The sequence below is a fragment of the Streptomyces sp. NBC_00009 genome (assembly GCF_045040855.1).
GTDB lineage: Bacteria > Actinomycetota > Actinomycetes > Streptomycetales > Streptomycetaceae > Streptomyces > Streptomyces aureus.
Genome location: NZ_CP108312.1, coordinates 1261372 through 1277110, shown reverse-complemented (window position 1 = coordinate 1277110; position 15739 = coordinate 1261372). Strand labels below are relative to the sequence as shown.

The 15739-nt window shown below is 69.6% G+C and carries 13 protein-coding genes; 1 reads left to right on the top strand and 12 read right to left on the bottom strand.

Translation table 11 applies throughout. The features are described from left to right. Positions 1-30: 30 nt before the first annotated feature. From pssA to OHA58_RS05710, 9 genes are all read right to left on the bottom strand, one after another. Complete coding sequence (gene pssA, locus OHA58_RS05750) at positions 31-885, bottom strand: CDP-diacylglycerol--serine O-phosphatidyltransferase (protein WP_405477057.1); 855 nt, start codon at positions 883-885, stop codon at positions 31-33. Further along, complete coding sequence (locus tag OHA58_RS05745; RefSeq protein ID WP_405477055.1) at positions 872-1528, bottom strand: phosphatidylserine decarboxylase; 657 nt, start codon at positions 1526-1528, stop codon at positions 872-874. The genes pssA and OHA58_RS05745 overlap by 14 nt, the downstream gene beginning before the upstream one ends. 171 nt (positions 1529-1699) lie before the next feature. Beyond that, positions 1700-2905 carry an acyl-CoA dehydrogenase family protein gene (locus OHA58_RS05740; RefSeq protein WP_405477053.1) on the bottom strand — a complete coding sequence of 402 codons (1206 nt, stop codon included), beginning with the start codon at positions 2903-2905 and terminating at the stop codon, positions 1700-1702. Positions 2906-2907: 2 nt separating this feature from the next. Continuing rightward, positions 2908-3420: a MaoC family dehydratase gene (locus OHA58_RS05735; RefSeq protein WP_100591523.1), complete on the bottom strand. Its 513-nt coding sequence runs from the start codon at positions 3418-3420 to the stop codon at positions 2908-2910. Between the two features lie 5 nt (positions 3421-3425). Further along, positions 3426-4391: a CoA ester lyase gene (locus tag OHA58_RS05730; RefSeq protein WP_327578920.1), complete on the bottom strand. Its 966-nt coding sequence runs from the start codon at positions 4389-4391 to the stop codon at positions 3426-3428. Beyond that, complete coding sequence (locus OHA58_RS05725) at positions 4388-6436, bottom strand: protein meaA (protein ID WP_405477050.1); 2049 nt, start codon at positions 6434-6436, stop codon at positions 4388-4390. Before OHA58_RS05725 ends, OHA58_RS05730 begins: the two co-directional genes overlap by 4 nt. 21 nt (positions 6437-6457) lie before the next feature. Then, entirely contained in the window at positions 6458-7795 is a 1338-nt protein-coding gene (ccrA, locus tag OHA58_RS05720; RefSeq protein WP_405477048.1) for a crotonyl-CoA carboxylase/reductase, read from the bottom strand. Positions 7796-8508: 713 nt separating this feature from the next. After that, positions 8509-9339 carry a TetR family transcriptional regulator gene (locus OHA58_RS05715; RefSeq protein WP_405484799.1) on the bottom strand — a complete coding sequence of 277 codons (831 nt, stop codon included), beginning with the start codon at positions 9337-9339 and terminating at the stop codon, positions 8509-8511. A 127-nt stretch (positions 9340-9466) separates the two neighbouring features. Continuing rightward, positions 9467-11272 (bottom strand): 3-hydroxyacyl-CoA dehydrogenase family protein, encoded by a 1806-nt coding sequence (locus tag OHA58_RS05710; protein ID WP_405477046.1) that lies wholly within the window; start codon positions 11270-11272, stop codon positions 9467-9469. A 353-nt stretch (positions 11273-11625) separates the two neighbouring features. On the opposite strand from OHA58_RS05710, the gene OHA58_RS05705 reads away from it, so the two are divergent. Then, on the top strand, positions 11626-12225 hold the full coding sequence (locus tag OHA58_RS05705) for an adenylosuccinate lyase (protein WP_405477045.1): 600 nt from the start codon (positions 11626-11628) through the stop codon (positions 12223-12225). On the opposite strand, the gene OHA58_RS05700 is transcribed toward OHA58_RS05705, so the two are convergent. From OHA58_RS05700 to OHA58_RS05690, 3 genes are all read right to left on the bottom strand, one after another. Continuing rightward, positions 12215-12784: a GNAT family N-acetyltransferase gene (locus tag OHA58_RS05700; RefSeq protein WP_405477043.1), complete on the bottom strand. Its 570-nt coding sequence runs from the start codon at positions 12782-12784 to the stop codon at positions 12215-12217. The genes OHA58_RS05705 and OHA58_RS05700 overlap by 11 nt on opposite strands. Before the next feature lie 59 nt (positions 12785-12843). Next, the gene (locus OHA58_RS05695; RefSeq protein ID WP_405477041.1) at positions 12844-14418 is read right to left on the bottom strand and encodes an alpha/beta hydrolase; all 1575 of its coding nucleotides are present in this window, start codon (positions 14416-14418) and stop codon (positions 12844-12846) included. Positions 14419-14553: 135 nt separating this feature from the next. After that, a complete protein-coding gene (locus OHA58_RS05690) occupies positions 14554-15600 on the bottom strand; it encodes an Rv2578c family radical SAM protein (RefSeq protein ID WP_405477039.1) in 1047 nt (348 codons plus the stop codon). Between the last annotated feature and the right edge of the window lie 139 nt (positions 15601-15739).

Here is a 15739-nt window from a genome sequence, read left to right as displayed (position 1 = left end):
TCGGGGCCCTTCGGACGTACGGATGGCGGGTTACGGCAGCTGCGCGGCGCGTGCCTCGCGGCGGTTGTCCCGGAAGTTGTTCACCCTCCGGGCCGTCGCGAACAGCGGGATCACGGCGCCGAGGACCAGCTGGAGCGCGCAGCCGGTCTGGAGCAGCAGCTGGCCGCCGGGGGCGTCGAACGCCCAGGCCGCCAGGAGCCCCATCGCCGCCACGATCCACCCCAGCATCGCGACCGCGAGCGGCCCGCGCGGCTTCGGGTACTCGACGCGGCTCACCATCAGCCAGGCCGTCCCGATGATCGCGAGGACCGTGGCCACGAACGGCAGCTCGAGGAGCACGATCGACACGACCGTGAGCGCCCCGAACGGGCTCGGCATGCCCTGGAAGGTGCCGTCCTTCACCGTCACGCACGAGAATCTCGCGAGTCTGAGCACGACGGCCAGGAGCACCACGATGGCGCCCACCGCCGCGACCCGCTGATGCGCGTCGTCCGCGACCATGCCGTACACGAGGACGAAGTACGCGGGCGCGAGGCCGAAGCTGATGAGGTCCGAGAGGTTGTCCAGCTCGGCGCCCATCGGCGACGAGCGGAGCTTGCGCGCCACCAGGCCGTCGAACAGGTCGAAGATCGCCGCGGCTAGCATCAGGATCACGGCCGTGGCCGCGCTGTGCCGGGCCATGCCCGACTCGGCGCTGCCCTGGAGGTGCGGGATCAGGATGCCGGTGGTGGTGAAGTACACCGCCATGAAGCCGCACGTGGCGTTACCGAGCGTGAGGGTGTCCGCTATCGACAGGCGCAGTGAAAGCGGCATTTCCTCCGCTTCATCCGCCTCCTCGGCCTCGGGCACCCACCCGGCCTGCGTCTCTGGATCAGTCACGGTCAATGCGAGTCACCCCAGCCACGGTCTTCTGCCCGACCTCGAGCGCGACCTCGACACCCTCGGGGAGGTAGATGTCGACGCGCGACCCGAAGCGGATCAGACCGATGCGCTCGCCCTGCTCGAGCTTGGTGCCCTGCGGGACGTACGGGACGATCCGGCGGGCGACCGCGCCGGCGATCTGCACCATCTCGATGTCGCCGAGCTCGGTGTCGAAGTGCCAGACAACGCGCTCGTTGTTCTCGCTCTCCTTGTTGAACGCCGGGACGAACCCGCCGGGGATGTGCTCCACGGACGCCACCGTGCCCGCGAGGGGCGCGCGGTTGACGTGGACGTTCAGCGGGCTCATGAAGATCGCGACCCGGGTCCGCCCGTCCTTCCACGGCATGATGCTCTGCACCACGCCGTCGGCCGGGGAGATGACCCGGCCGGGGGCGATCTCACGCTCGGGGTCGCGGAAGAACCACAGCATGCCGGCCGCCAGAGCGGTGGCGGGTACGGCTACTGCGGCGGCCTTCTTGGAGCGACGCGAACGGGCCAGGCTCAGGGCGGCTGTGGCGACGGTCGGCAGGAGCCACGGCGATGCTCCGCGCGCAATGCGTCCACCGAGGACGCCGTCGCGTGGTGCAGAGGTTTGGCTGTGGGGCATGGATGACCTTCGTAGCGGATGATGCCGCGCTCTGTACGGGGGGACGGCGGCTTTTCCGGGATGCTATCGGTTGCGAGCCACAACTGGGCAAGCCAGGAAGCTGAGTCGGCGGCCGAAGAGTGCTGACAGGGTGTGATCTTCTTCTCGAACAAAACACCCTGTAGCGGACATTCAGCCCTGGAATCGATACTCCTCGAGCAGGCGGCGACCAATGATCATTTTCTGGATCTCGGCGGTACCTTCACCGATCAGCAGCATCGGTGCCTCGCGGTAGAGACGCTCGATCTCGTACTCCTTGGAGAAGCCGTAGCCGCCGTGGATCCGGAAGGCGTCCTCGACCACTTCCTTGCAGTATTCGGAGGCGAGATACTTCGCCATTCCTGCTTCGAGGTCGTTTCGTTCCCCGGAGTCCTTTTTGCGCGCTGCATTGACCATCATCGCATGGGCGGCCTCGACCTTGGTAGCCATCTCCGCGAGCTTGAACTGGATGGCCTGGTGCTGGGCGATCGGCTTGCCGAAGGTGTGACGTTGCTGGGCGTAAGAAACCCCCAGCTCAAACGCACGCTGCGCGACACCGCAGCCACGTGCCGCGACATTCACGCGGCCGACTTCGACTCCGTCCATCATTTGGTAAAACCCTCGGCCGGTCTCGCCGCCGAGTACCCGATTGGCCGGAATGCGTAGTCCGTCCATGATGAGTTCGGTCGTGTCGACGCCCTTGTAACCCATCTTGTCGATCTTCCCCGGAATGGTGAGGCCCGGGCGGACCTCTCCGAAGCCGGGCTCCTTCTCGACGAGGAAGGTCGTCATCGACTTGTGGGGCGCCGTGCCCTCCGGGTGTCCTTCGTCACTCTTGACCAGAACGGCCACCAGATTCGACGAGCCGCCGTTCGTCAGCCACATCTTCTGGCCGTTCAGGACGTACTCGTCGCCGTCCTTCACCGCCTTCGACGAGATCGCCGACACGTCAGAGCCGAGCGCCGGCTCCGACATCGAGAACGCGCCGCGCGTCTCGCCCAGCGCCATGCGCGGCAGGAAGTAGTCCTTCTGCTCCTGCGTGCCGTGCTGCTTGAGCATGTACGCCACGATGAAGTGCGTGTTGATGATGCCGGAGACCGACATCCAGCCGCGGGCGATCTCCTCGACGCACAGGGCGTACGTGAGAAGGGACTCGCCCAGGCCCCCGTACTCCTCGGGGATCATCAGGCCGAACAGGCCCAACTCCTTCAGTCCGTCGACGATCTGCTGCGGGTACTCGTCGCGGTGCTCCAGCTCGGTCGCGACCGGGATAATCTCCTTGTCCACGAAGTCGCGGACGGTGGAGAGGATCTCCTGCTGGACGTCGGTGAGACCGGCGGTCTGGGCGAGTCGCGCCATGGCTACTTCTCCTGCTCCTTGAGCTGGGGGCGGCCGGGCTGCTCGCCGCCGCGCTCCTTGATGTACGTCTCGGTGGGGACCATGACCTTGCGGCGGAACACGCAGACCAGCGTGCCGTCCTGCTTGTAGCCCTTGGTCTCCACGTAGACGATCCCGCGGTCGTTCTTCGACTTCGAGGGCGTCTTGTCGAGGACCGTCGTCTCGCCGTAGATCGTGTCGCCGTGGAAGGTCGGCGCGACATGGCGCAGCGACTCGATCTCGAGGTTCGCGATCGCCTTGCCGGACACGTCCGGGACGGACATGCCGAGGAGTAGCGAGTAGATGTAGTTCCCTACGACGACGTTCTTGCCGAAGTCGGTCGTGTTCTCCGCATAGTTGGTGTCCATGTGGAGCGGGTGGTGGTTCATGGTGAGCAGGCAGAAGAGGTGGTCGTCGTACTCGGTGACGGTCTTTCCGGGCCAGTGCTTGTAGACCGCGCCGACCTCGAACTCTTCGTAGGTGCGTCCGAACTGCATGGTGCTCAGGCCTCCGGGGCTTCGAACTTGGAGGTGCGCTGCATGCCCGCGGCGCGTCCCTTGCCGGAGATGACGAGGGCCATCTTGCGGCTGGCCTCGTCGATCATCTCGTCGCCCAGCATCGCCGAGCCCTTCTTGCCGCCGGCCTCGGACGTGCAGAAGTCGTACGCGTCCAGGATCAGCTCGGCGTGGTCGTAGTCCTCCTGCGAGGGCGAGAAGATCTCGTTCGCCGCGGCGACCTGGTCCGGGTGCAGCACCCACTTGCCGTCGAAACCGAGGGCCGCGGCGCGCTTCGCGACCGCCTGGTAGCCCTCCTGGTTGCGGATCTGCAGGTAGGGGCCGTCGATCGCCTGGAGGTTGTTGGCGCGGGCGGCCATCAGGATCTTCATCAGGATGTAGTGGTAGGCGTCGGCGTCGTAGCCGGGCGGCTGCTCGCCGACGACCAGGGACTTCATGTTGATGGAGGCCATGAAGTCGGCCGGGCCGAAGATGATCGTCTCGACGCGCTGGGAGGCCGTCGCGATCGCGTTGACGTTGTTGAGGCCCTGCGCGTTCTCGATCTGCGCCTCGATACCGATCTTGCCGACCTCGAAGCCCATCGTCTTCTCGATCTGCGTGAGCAGCAGGTCGAGCGCGACGATCTGCTGGGCGTCCTGAACCTTCGGCAGCATGATGCAGTCGAGGTTCTGGCCCGCGCCCTCGACGACCGTGACGACGTCGCGGTACGTCCACTCGGTCGTCCAGTCGTTCACGCGGACCACGCGTGTCTTGCCCGTCCAGTCACCCTCGTTGAGGAACTTGACGATGGTGTGCCGCGCTTCCGGCTTGGCGAGCGGCGCGCAGGCGTCCTCCAGGTCCAGGAAGACCTGGTCCGCGGGCAGCCCCTGGGCCTTCTCCAGGAAGCGGGGGTTCGATCCCGGGACCGCGAGACACGAGCGGCGGGGACGAAGACGGTTGATGGGCGCGGTCATGCGGGGACCTCCAGAGGGTCGAGCTTGTTCGCTTGCCGGATCTCGTCGACGATACGTCCGATGATCTCCGTGATGCCGAAGTCCTTGGGGGTGAAGACGGCGGCCACGCCCGCGCGCTTCAGGTCCTCGGCATCGCCGTTGGGAATGATGCCGCCGACGATCACCGGGATCTCGGCGGCGCCCGCCTCGCGCAGCCGGTCGAGGACGTCGGGCACGAGCGCGGAGTGCGACCCGGAGAGGATCGACAGGCCGACGCAGTGCACGTCCTCGGCGAGCGCGGCGGACACGATCTGTTCGGGCGTGAGCCTGATGCCCTGGTAGACCACCTCGAAGCCCGCGTCACGGGCCCGGACGGCGATCTGCTCGGCGCCGTTCGAGTGCCCGTCGAGGCCCGGCTTGCCGACCAGCAGGCGCAGCTTGCCGCCGAGCTCGTCGCCGGTGCGGCGGACCTTCTCGCGGACGAGGGCCAGCGGCGTGCCCGCCTCGGCGGTGACGGCGACCGGCGCCGACGAGACGCCCGTGGGGGCGCGGAACTCGCCGAACACCTCGCGCAGTGCCTGTGACCACTCGCCGGTGGTGACACCCGCGCGGGCGCATTCGAGCGTGGCTTCCATCAGGTTCTCGGTGCCGGCCGCGGCCTCCTTCAGGCGCTCCACGGCCTGCTGGGTGGTCGGGTAGTGGAACGGGTCGCCCATGCCCTGCCGGTCGCTCGACTCCTGGCGCGTGGTGCGCCACTCGTCGATGGCCCGCACGACCCGCGACTCGACCTGGTGATCCACCGTCATGATCGCGGCGTCCAGGTCGGCGGTGAGCGGGTTCGGCTCGGTCGACTCGTGGATGTTCACGCCGACGATCTTCTCCTCGCCGCCCTCGATCCGCGCCCGTCGCTCGGCGTGCGAGGAGACGAGCTGCGACTTGAGGTAGCCGGACTCGACGGCGGCCATCGCGCCGCCCATCTCCTGGATCCGCTCGATCTCGGCGAAGGAGTCGGCGACGAGCTCCTCGACCTTCTTCTCGATGACGTGCGATCCCGCGAAGATGTCCTCGTACTCCAGCAGGTCGCTCTCGTGCGCGAGGACTTGCTGGATGCGCAGGGACCACTGCTGGTCCCAGGGGCGGGGCAGGCCGAGCGCCTCGTTCCAGGCAGGGAGCTGGACGGCGCGGGCGCGGGCGTCCTTGGACAGCGTCACGGCCAGCATCTCCAGGACGATGCGCTGGACGTTGTTCTCCGGCTGCGCCTCGGTCAGGCCCAGGGAGTTGACCTGGACGCCGTAGCGGAAGCGGCGCTGCTTCGCGTTCTCGATGCCGTACCGCTCGCGTGTGATCTGGTCCCAGATCCGCCCGAACGCCCGCATCTTGCACATCTCCTCGATGAAGCGGACACCCGCGTTCACGAAGAAGGAGATGCGGGCCACGACGTCCCCGAACTTCTCGGCGGGGACCTGCCCTGAGTCGCGTACGGCATCGAGAACGGCGATGGCGGTGGACATCGCGTACGCGATCTCCTGGACCGGTGTGGCCCCCGCCTCCTGGAGGTGGTAGCTGCAGATGTTGATCGGGTTCCACTTCGGCATGTGCCGGACCGTGTACGCGATCATGTCCGTCGTCAGCCGCAGGGAGGGGCCCGGCGGGAACACATGCGTGCCCCGCGACAGGTACTCCTTGACGATGTCGTTCTGCGTCGTGCCCTGGAGCTGGGTGATGTCCGCACCCTGCTCCTCGGCGACGACCTGGTAGAGCGCCAGGAGCCACATGGCGGTGGCGTTGATGGTCATCGAGGTGTTCATCTGCTCCAGGGGGATGTCCTGGAACAGCCGGCGCATGTCACCGAGGTGCGAGACCGGCACCCCGACCCGGCCGACCTCGCCGCGGGCGAGGATGTGGTCCGGGTCGTAGCCGGTCTGCGTCGGCAGGTCGAACGCGACCGACAGACCCGTCTGGCCCTTGGCGAGATTGCGCCGGTACAGCTCGTTGGACGCCTCAGCCGTGGAGTGACCGGCGTACGTGCGCATCAGCCACGGCCGGTCCTTCTGGCGCTCAGTCATGTTCCGCTACTCCTCAGGGATTCAGATGTTGCGGAAGCGGTTGATGGCGTCGATGTGCTGGGCGCGCAGTTCCTGGTCGCGGACGCCCAGGCCCTCCTTCGGGGCCAGCGCGAGGACGCCGACCTTGCCCTGGTGGAGGTTGCGGTGCACGTCGTAGGCGGCCTGGCCGGTGTCCTCGAGGGAGTACACCTTCGAGAGCGTCGGGTGGATCTTGCCCTTGGCGACCAGGCGGTTCGCCTCCCACGCCTCGCGGTAGTTGGCGAAGTGTGAGCCCACGATCTTCTTGAGGGACATCCACAGGTAGCGGTTGTCGTACTCGTGGTTGTAGCCGGACGTCGAGGCGCAGGTGACGATCGTGCCGCCCTTGCGGGTGACGTACACGGAGGCGCCGAAGGTCTCGCGGCCCGGGTGCTCGAAGACGATGTCGACGTCCTCGCCGCCGGTCAGCTCGCGGATGCGCTTGCCGAAGCGCTTCCACTCCTTGGGGTCCTGGTTGTGCTCGTCCTTCCAGAACTTGTAGCCCTCGGCGTTGCGGTCGATGACCGCTTCGGCGCCCATGGCCTTGCAGATGGCGGCCTTCTCCGGGCTGGAGACGACGCAGATCGGGTTGGCGCCACCGGCCAGCGCGAACTGCGTGGCGTACGAACCGAGTCCGCCGCTGGCGCCCCAGATCAGGACGTTGTCGCCCTGCTTCATGCCGGCGCCGTTGCGCGAGACGAGCTGGCGGTACGCGGTGGAGTTCACCAGGCCGGGGGCCGCGGCCTCTTCCCAGCTCAGGTGGTCCGGCTTCGGCATCAGCTGGTTGGACTTGACGAGCGCGATCTCGGCGAGGCCGCCGAAGTTCGTCTCGAAGCCCCAGATGCGCTGCTCGGGGTCGAGCATCGTGTCGTTGTGGCCGTCCGAGGACTCCAGCTCGACGGAGAGGCAGTGCGCGACGACCTCGTCGCCGGGGTTCCAGGCGTTGACGCCGGGACCGGTGCGCAGCACGACGCCCGCGAGGTCGGAACCGATGATGTGGTACGGCAGGTCGTGGCGCTTGGTGAGCTCCGACAGGCGTCCGTAGCGCTCCAGGAAGCTGAAGGTGGACACCGGCTCGAAGATCGAGGTCCAGACCGAGTTGTAGTTCACGGAGCTGGCCATGACAGCCACGAGCGCCTCGCCCGGGCCGAGTTCGGGGACCGGCACGTCGTCCAGGTGGATCGACTTGCGGGGGTCCTTGTCCCGGGTGTCGAGGCCGGCGAACATCTCCGTCTCGTCCTTGTGCACGGTGATGGCGCGGTACGACTCGGGGAGCGGCAGAGCGGCGAAGTCGGCGGAGGTCGACTCCGGCGACTGAATCGCGTCCAGGATTTCCTTCACGATGTTGCCTCCGGCGATGCGTCCCAGGGGGACGTTGAGGGGTACGTCGGGGTGGAGAGCTGCTGTGTGGGTGAAGAGGTGCCGTCGGTTCGGCGGGGTGTTGCTACGGCAGCGCTTGGTCGGCGCGAGAAGTTTGCCTGTGACGCAGGCGTCCGGGCGCGCTCGCCACGGTTTGGGGTGGCTTGCGGGGACAGCCGACGTACGGAAGTTCTCTGCACGCCGGCCGCCCGGACACATTCAACGTATGGCACCGCGTGCCAGTCGGCAAGACACTGGGTGCCACAAGTTTTTGAGCGATGATCGATCAGTGCAGGTCAGGGGTGGTGCGGCTCGGTGGCACCGGAGGTCATCGGCGGCTCTGAACTGCGTCTCAGAGGCCCTGGAGGGGGTCCGCGGGGGCCTCCAGGGGTCTCCGGGAGGTCGGGGCGGCGCAGGGGTGAGATGCGGCGAGAGGGCGGCGCGCGGGTCGCGCATCTTGTGGCCGGGCAGCGCCTCGGACTTGGCGCTTGGCCGGCCGGTTCCGGTGAAGCGGCACCGCCGCCCTCCGGAAGCCGGGCGCGCCCATCGCGCCGGACGGCCTGCCGGGGGCGGCGGCGCTCGCCGAGCGGGGGCCCGCGCCCGGGAGCGCCGGGGGGCACCGCGCGTGCGGGTTTTCCGAAAGGGGCGTCAACAGCCCCTGGTTCCCGCGGAGTTCAGAAGATTTCCGGCGGAGCCTAGCCGTGGTCCCGCAGTGCCTTCTCGATCGTCCCCATGATCTCGTCCAGCGGCGCGTCCGTACGCGCCACGGTGACGAGGACGTCGCCTCCGGTGCTCACCGAGGCGGCGGGGGTGGTGGCGGTGGCGGTGTCCCGGCCCGCGCCGATGCCCGTACCGAACGTCTTGCGGACGATCGCGAAGGCGTGGTCGAGCTGATTTTCGACGTCGCCCTGGCCGCCGGCCCGCAGCCAGCGCCGCAGCACGTGGTTGTGGGCGGTGACGACGGCGGACGCGGCGACCTCGGCGAGCAGCGGGTCGTCATTGCCGTGCTGGTGGGCGTGCTCGTCGAAGTGGCCGAGGAGATAGCGGGTGAACAGCCGCTCGTAGCGGGCCACCGAGGCGATCTCGCGCTCGCGCAGGGTGGGTACCTCGCGCGTGAGGCGGTAGCGCTCCACCGACACGGCGGGCGACGCCGCGTACATCTTCATGACTTCCTTGATGCCGCGGCACACCGTGTCGAGCGGATGCTCGTGCGCGGGCGCCGCGTTGAGGACCGCCTCCGCCCGGATCAGGGTGTCGTCGTGGTCCGGGAAGATCGCCTCTTCCTTGGAGCGGAAGTGGCGGAAGAAGGTCCGCCGTGCGACCCCCGCCGCGGCCGCGATCTCGTCGACCGTCGTGGCCTCGTAGCCCTTCGTCGCGAAGAGTTCCATCGCCGCGGCCGCCAGCTCCCGGCGCATCTTGAGCCGCTGGGCGGCGGCGCGGGACCCCGCGGCGCTCTCCGGAGCGTCGGGCGTGGGCGTCGTACGGGAGGACTTGGCGGCCTTGGACATGCCATGAACGTACTGCATATGCGCGGTGGCGTGCGCCCGAGCGGGGTTCCCCCCGCCCGGGTCCCGGGCGGGGGGTGTGAGGCCGGGCGGCCGGAGCAGCCCGCCCCAGTCCGTGGGGCGGGCGGTGCCGCTGCCCTTGGGCCGGTCAGCGCCGGGCATATTCGCGGAAGCCGCGGCCTGTCTTGCGGCCGAGGCAGCCCGCGGCCACCAGGTGCTCGAGCAGCGGCGCGGGGGCCAGGCCCGGGTCGCGGAACTCGCGGTGCAGGACCTTCTCGATGGCCAGCGACACATCGAGGCCGACCACGTCGAGGAGCTCGAAGGGCCCCATCGGGTAGCCGCCGCCGAGCTTCATCGCGGCGTCGATGTCGTCGAGCGTCGCGTAGTGCTCCTGCACCATCTTGATCGCGTTGTTCAGGTACGGGAACAGCAGCGCGTTCACGATGAAGCCCGCGCGGTCACCGCAGTCCACCGGGTGCTTGCGGATCTTCGCGCACACCTCGCGGACGGTGGCGTGCACGTCGTCGCCGGTCAGCACGGTCCGCACGACCTCGACGAGCTTCATCGCAGGGGCCGGGTTGAAGAAGTGCATGCCGATCACGTCCTGCGGGCGCGAGGTCGCGCGGGCGCAGGCCACGACGGGCAGCGACGAGGTCGTGGTGGCCAGGACCGCGCCCGGCTTGCACACCTTGTCGAACGTCCCGAAGAGCTGCTGCTTGACCTCCAGGTCCTCGGCGACCGCTTCGAGCGCCAGGTCGACGTCCGAGAAGGCGTCGTACGAACCCGCCGGAGTGATCCGGTCCAGGGTCTGCGCCGCCGCCTCGGCGGTCATGCGGCCCTTGTCGACAGAGCGCGAAAGAGACTTGCCGATACGGGACTTGGCCTTCTCGGCCTTCTCCTCGCTGCGGGCGGCGAGCACCACGTCGTAGCCCGCCTTCGCGAAGACCTCCGCGATGCCGGACGCCATGGTCCCGGAGCCCGCGACGCCGACCGAGCGGATCGTGCGTGCGTCGGCCACGACCTCGCCCGCGAGCGGGGTGAGCGCGTCCCGCACCACCTCGGAGCTGCCCGGCTCCGTGTACGTGTAGAAGCCGCGCCCCGACTTGCGGCCGGTCAGACCCGCCTCGCTGAGCTGCTTGAGGACGGGCGCCGGCGCGTGCAGGCGGTCGTGGGATTCGGCGTACATGGCGTCGAGGACCGTGCGCGCGGTGTCGATGCCGATGAGGTCGAGCAGCGCGAGGGGACCCATGGGCAGGCCGCAGCCCAGCTTCATGGCGGCGTCGATGTCCTCGCGGGAGGCGTACTTGGCCTCGTACATAGTGGCGGCCTGGTTGAGGTAGCCGAAGAGCAGGCCGTCGGCGACGAAACCGGGCCGGTCGCCCACCGCGACGGGCTCCTTGCCCAGTTCGACGGCGAGATCCGTGACCGCCGCGACGGCCGTGGGCGCGGTGAGCACCGACGAGACCACCTCGACGAGCTTCATCGCGGGCGCCGGGTTGAAGAAGTGCAGCCCGAGGACGCGCTCGGGGCGGGCCGAGTCGGCGGCGAGCCGCGTCACGGACAGGGCGTTCGTACCGGTCGCGAGGATCGTCTCGGGCCGCACGACGGTGTCGAGCTCCCGGAAGATCTGCTGCTTGATCTCGTACGACTCCGGGGCCACCTCGATGACGAGGTCGGCGTCGGCCGCGGCCTGGAGGTCCGTAAAGGTGCGGAAGCGGGCGAGGACGTCCCGCCGCTCGTCCTCGGTGAGGCGCTCGCGGCGCACCGCACGCGCCGTCGAGGCCTCGAGCGCGGCGACGGCCTGCTTGGCCGCGGCCTCGCTGACGTCGATGCCGATGACCTCGCGGCCGGCGCGGGCGAGCACCTCGGCGATGCCGGTGCCCATCGTGCCGAGGCCGACGACCGCGACGGTCGGGAGGGTGGCCGGGGATGCGGGGGACAGAGGAGCGTCCATCTGGGACTCCAGGAGGGAGGAGTGACGACTGAGGGGCACACGCGGATACGCCGACGGGCGCACGGAGTGCGGGAATTCGAGCCCGGACGCGACGCACACAGGCGTCCGGTGAATCGGTGAGAGGGAGATCCGGCGGGCCCTGTCCCGGGGCCGCGCCGTACTGCGGTACCTGAGGCACCGAACCGACTGACACTCTCGGCGGCTGCGTCACCAGGCCGCCAGGAGTGGGGTGCGGGGAGTGTGCCCCGCTCAATTGAGGTTAACCGGCGAGTAACGAGCGCGCCAGTCCTCGGCGTTCACCAGTCTCTGTGATCTACGTCGCCGGGGCCCGGGGCCTGTCTACGCTGGACCGCATGGACGAAGAGTTGCGATCGGTCACGGAGCGCTTACGGGCCGAGTCGGGTGCCTCCCCCCTTCTCGACCGCCTCGCGGCGACCGGCGACGTCGACGAGCTCGCGGCCGTGCTGACCGAGCCCGGGCAGCCGCTGTGGACGCGGGAGCTGGCCGCGTACCGCCTCGGAGTGGCGGGGGACCGCCGGGCCTTCGAGGCGCTCGTCCTGCTCCTCAACCACCGCGACCCGGCACGCTGTGCCACCGCCGCGCACGCTCTGGCCGCGCTCGGTGACCCGCGCACCGCACGCGCGGCGGCGGCGCTCGCCACGAACGAGCTGCGGGTCGCGTACGCGCTGCACCCGGTGCGGCTCCTGGCCGCACTGCGCGCGCCCGAGTCCGCGCCGGCGCTGATCACCACCCTGGAGCGGCGCCTCGGCCCCCGCGATCCGTACCGCGCGGTCGCGCTCGCGTGCGTGGAGGGGCTCGGCGGCCTCGGGGACGCCCGCGCCCGGCCGGTCCTGACCGCGGCCCTCGCCCACCCGGCGCTCGCGGAGGCCGCGGTGCACGCGCTCGCGCGACTGCCCGGGCAGCGTGAGAGCCCGAGCGGCGTCAGAGACTGACAGCGCGCACGTAGCGCACCTCCGGTACGAGTTCCCCGTCCACCTCGTACGGCTCCTCGGCGCCGTCCGGGGTGAACCCGGCGCGCTCGTAGAACCTGCGGGCGCGGGTGTTGCCCTTGAGCACCCACAGGCGTATCCGCTCGTACCCGGCGTCGGCGCAGCGGTCCAGGCAGATGTGCAGGAGGGTGCGGCCCACGCCCGTGGACAGCTGGCCGTCGTGCACGTAGATCGCGTACAACTCGGCTTCCCCGGGCGGGAGATCGTCGTCGCGGGACGGGCCGTGACAGGCCCAGCCGACGATGTCGCCGGCGCGCTCGGCGACCACGTTCACCACGGACGAACCGGCCCGCGCGAGACGCTCGCGGCGGCGTGCCGCGTCTTCCTCGATGCTCAGCGCGGCCAGGAAGGACGCGGGCATCAGGCCCGCGTACGCCGTCCGCCAGCCGCGGATCCGGATCCCGGCCACCGCCTCGCAGTCGGCGTCGGCCATGTCCCGGACGCGGATCTCCGCCGCCGGAACCGAAGCGGGGGCGGTGTCGTGGGCCCGAGGGGTGCTCATGCGCCCATCGTGACCCGGCGGACACCGCCCCTGCCAGGGTGTGCATCAAAAGGAAGTGCTCAGCCGCGGAAGCCCATCAGCCCGTGCAGGCGCACGCCGCGTGACGGGGGCGGGGCGGCGGCGCCCTTCTTCGTGAGCGGCTTCGGGTCCGGCTGCTTCTTGCACGTCGCGTCGGCCTCGCCGCTGCCGCGCGGCACCTTCCCGGTCCGCAGATAGCCGGCCAGGTACCGGTCCAGGCAGGCGTTCCCGCTCAGGCTGATGCCGTGGTTCTCGCCGCCCTGCTCGACCACCAGGCTGGAGCCGCGCAGCTCGCGGTGGACGGCGACCCCGCCCTCGTACGGCGTGGCCCCGTCGTCGGTGGCCTGGAAGAGCAGCGTCGGCGGCAGGTCGTCGTTGGACACGTCCGGCGGGTCCAGCGGGCTCGTCGGCCAGAACGCGCACGGCGCGTTGTACCAGGCGTTGTTCCAGGTGGAGAAGGGGGCCTTCTCGGCCACCTGCCAGTTGTCGTCGCGCCACTGGTTCCAGTCGCGCGGCCACCGGGCGTCGCGGCACTGCACGGCCGTGTAGACGCTGTAGCCGTTGTCGCCCGCGGCGTCGACGGCGCCCAGCTTCTTGTACGCCGCGACCAGCGGGGCCGGGTGCTTGTCCTTCACGTACGCCGCGAACGCCTCGGCCAGATAAGGCCAGTAGCCGTTGTAGTAGCCGCCCGGCAGGAAGGTGTCCTCCAGCTCGGCGGCGCCGACCTTCTTGCCCGCCGGCTTCTTCTGCACGGCGTCGCGCATCGCGTACCACTCGGCCTCGACCTTCGCCGGATCCTTGCCGAGCTTGTACGTCGCGTCGTGCCGCGCGACCCAGGCGAGGAACGCCTGCTGGCGGGCGTTGAACGCGTGGTCCTGCCCCATGTTGTCGTCGTACCAGACCCCGCCCGGGTCGACGATCGAGTCGAGCACCAGGCGCCGCACGCGCTGCGGGTAGAGCTTGGCGTAGACGGCGCCCAGGTAGGTGCCGTACGAGTAGCCGAAGTAGTTGAGCTGATGCGCGCCGAGCGCCGCGCGGATCGCGTCCATGTCCCTGACGGTGCTCACGGTGTCGAAGTACGGGAGTACGTCCGCGTACTTCGTGGTGCACGCCTTCGCGAACGCCTGCGCGCGGTCGAGGTTGGCGCGCTCGATCGCGGGTGTGGACGGCACGCTGGGTGGGCGCACGGTGGCGAAGTGCTTGGGCCGGCAGTTCAGGGCCGGTTTGCTCTTGCCGACGCCGCGCGGGTCGAAGCCCACGACGTCGTACTGGGCGGCGACGCTCTTCGGCAGCTCGCGTGCCACGAAGCCCGCCAGCGACAGGCCGCTGCCGCCGGGCCCGCCGGGGTTCACCAGGAGCGGGCCCTGCGACGTCTTCGCGGTGTGCCGGACCCGGGACAGGGCGAGCGTGATCTGCTCACCGCCGGGCCGGTCGTGATCGAGCGGCACCCGCACCGTGGAGCACTGGAGCTTCGGGTAGTTCTTGGTGCCGCAGTCCTTCCAGGTGAGGGCTGCGCGCTGGAGGGAAAGGGTCGGGGCGGCGGCGGCCGGAGCCGCGGCGAGCATGCCGGCCACCATGGTGGCGGCGCCGCACACAGCGGCTACGCGTTTCTTCATCGGGCCTCCCAGGACGGAGGGTTCGGGGCCGCGAGCGCGCGGCCCCCGCGGCATGGTCCCCGAATCCATGCCAGGAACGTCCTGTTCTGCATAGAGTTGACCCGATTGGCGTGTACGTGTACGGGAGCCGCGTGATCAGAGAAGCGTGAGCTGGGTGGCCGCGGGGGCGGGCTCCGGCTCATGGCGTGCGCGCAGCCGTCGCGGGCCCTCCGCTCGCGAGGGGCCGATGCCGAACTCCTCCGCCAGCTCGTGCACCTGACGGGTGATCCGGCGCTGGTACCACTTCGGCGCGTAGGCGCCCTCCGCGTACAGCCGCTCGTAACGCCGCACCAGGTGCGGGTGGTGCTGCCCGAGCCAGGACATGAACCACTCGCGTGCCCCGGGCCGCAGATGCAGCACGAGCGGGGTCACGGAGGTCGCCCCGGCCGCCGCGACGGCCCGTACGGTCTCCCGCAGCTGTCCGGGGTGGTCGCCCAGGAACGGGATCACGGGGGCCATCAGCACCCCGCAGCCGATGCCGGCCTCGCCGAGGGCGCGGACGACGTCAAGGCGGCGCTCCGGCGCGGGCGTGCCCGGCTCGACGGTGCGCCACAGCTCGCGGTCGACGAAGCCGACGGACACCGAGACGCCGACGTCGGTGACCTCGGCGGCCTGCCGCAGCAGGTCGAGGTCGCGCAGGATCAGCGTGCCCTTCGTGAGGATCGAGAACGGGTTCGCGTAGTCCCTGAGCGCCTCGATGATCCCCGGCATCAGCCGGTAGCGCCCCTCCGCGCGCTGGTAGCAGTCCACGTTCGTGCCCATCGCGATGTGCTCGCCGTGCCAGCGGCGCGAGGCCAGGTGGCGGCGCAGCAGCTCCGGCGCGTTCACCTTCACGACGATCTGGCTGTCGAAGCCGAGGCCCGTGTCGAGGTCCAGATAGCTGTGGGTCTTACGGGCGAAGCAGTAGACGCACGCGTGCGTGCATCCCCGGTACGGGTTGACCGTCCACTCGAACGGCATGCGGGAGGCGCCGGGCACGCGGTTCACGATCGACCTGGCCCGGATCTCGTGGAAGGTGACGCCTGCGAATTCGGGCGTGTCGAAGGTGCGGGTCGTCACGGTGTCCGCGCCGAACAGCGCGGCGTCCGCGACCCTCCCTGTCGGGATTTCGGCCGGATTCTCCGTGAGGTTCTCCCAGCGCATGACGCCTCCTAGTTGGCACTGGGCACAGAATAGAACACATGTTCCCTTGATCGTGCGACCCCGATTTTGGCGGCCGATGCGGAGGGTGGTTGGCTTGGGCTCCCTCTCGAACACCGAGAACACCGACTGCTGGAGGAAG

What these genes read in the sequence shown, in the direction of transcription:
- OHA58_RS05745 (WP_405477055.1), bottom strand. Translation starts at nt 1,528, where the DNA reads ATGCCCCACAGCCAAACCTCTGCACCACGCGACGGCGTCCTCGGTGGA.
- OHA58_RS05740 (WP_405477053.1), bottom strand. Translation starts at nt 2,905, where the DNA reads ATGGCGCGACTCGCCCAGACCGCCGGTCTCACCGACGTCCAGCAGGAG.
- OHA58_RS05735 (WP_100591523.1), bottom strand. Translation starts at nt 3,420, where the DNA reads ATGCAGTTCGGACGCACCTACGAAGAGTTCGAGGTCGGCGCGGTCTAC.
- OHA58_RS05730 (WP_327578920.1), bottom strand. Translation starts at nt 4,391, where the DNA reads ATGACCGCGCCCATCAACCGTCTTCGTCCCCGCCGCTCGTGTCTCGCG.
- OHA58_RS05725 (WP_405477050.1), bottom strand. Translation starts at nt 6,436, where the DNA reads ATGACTGAGCGCCAGAAGGACCGGCCGTGGCTGATGCGCACGTACGCC.
- OHA58_RS05715 (WP_405484799.1), bottom strand. Translation starts at nt 9,339, where the DNA reads ATGCAGTACGTTCATGGCATGTCCAAGGCCGCCAAGTCCTCCCGTACG.
- OHA58_RS05710 (WP_405477046.1), bottom strand. Translation starts at nt 11,272, where the DNA reads ATGGACGCTCCTCTGTCCCCCGCATCCCCGGCCACCCTCCCGACCGTC.
- OHA58_RS05705 (WP_405477045.1), top strand. Translation starts at nt 11,626, where the DNA reads ATGGACGAAGAGTTGCGATCGGTCACGGAGCGCTTACGGGCCGAGTCG.
- OHA58_RS05700 (WP_405477043.1), bottom strand. Translation starts at nt 12,784, where the DNA reads ATGAGCACCCCTCGGGCCCACGACACCGCCCCCGCTTCGGTTCCGGCG.
- OHA58_RS05695 (WP_405477041.1), bottom strand. Translation starts at nt 14,418, where the DNA reads ATGAAGAAACGCGTAGCCGCTGTGTGCGGCGCCGCCACCATGGTGGCC.
- OHA58_RS05690 (WP_405477039.1), bottom strand. Translation starts at nt 15,600, where the DNA reads ATGCGCTGGGAGAACCTCACGGAGAATCCGGCCGAAATCCCGACAGGG.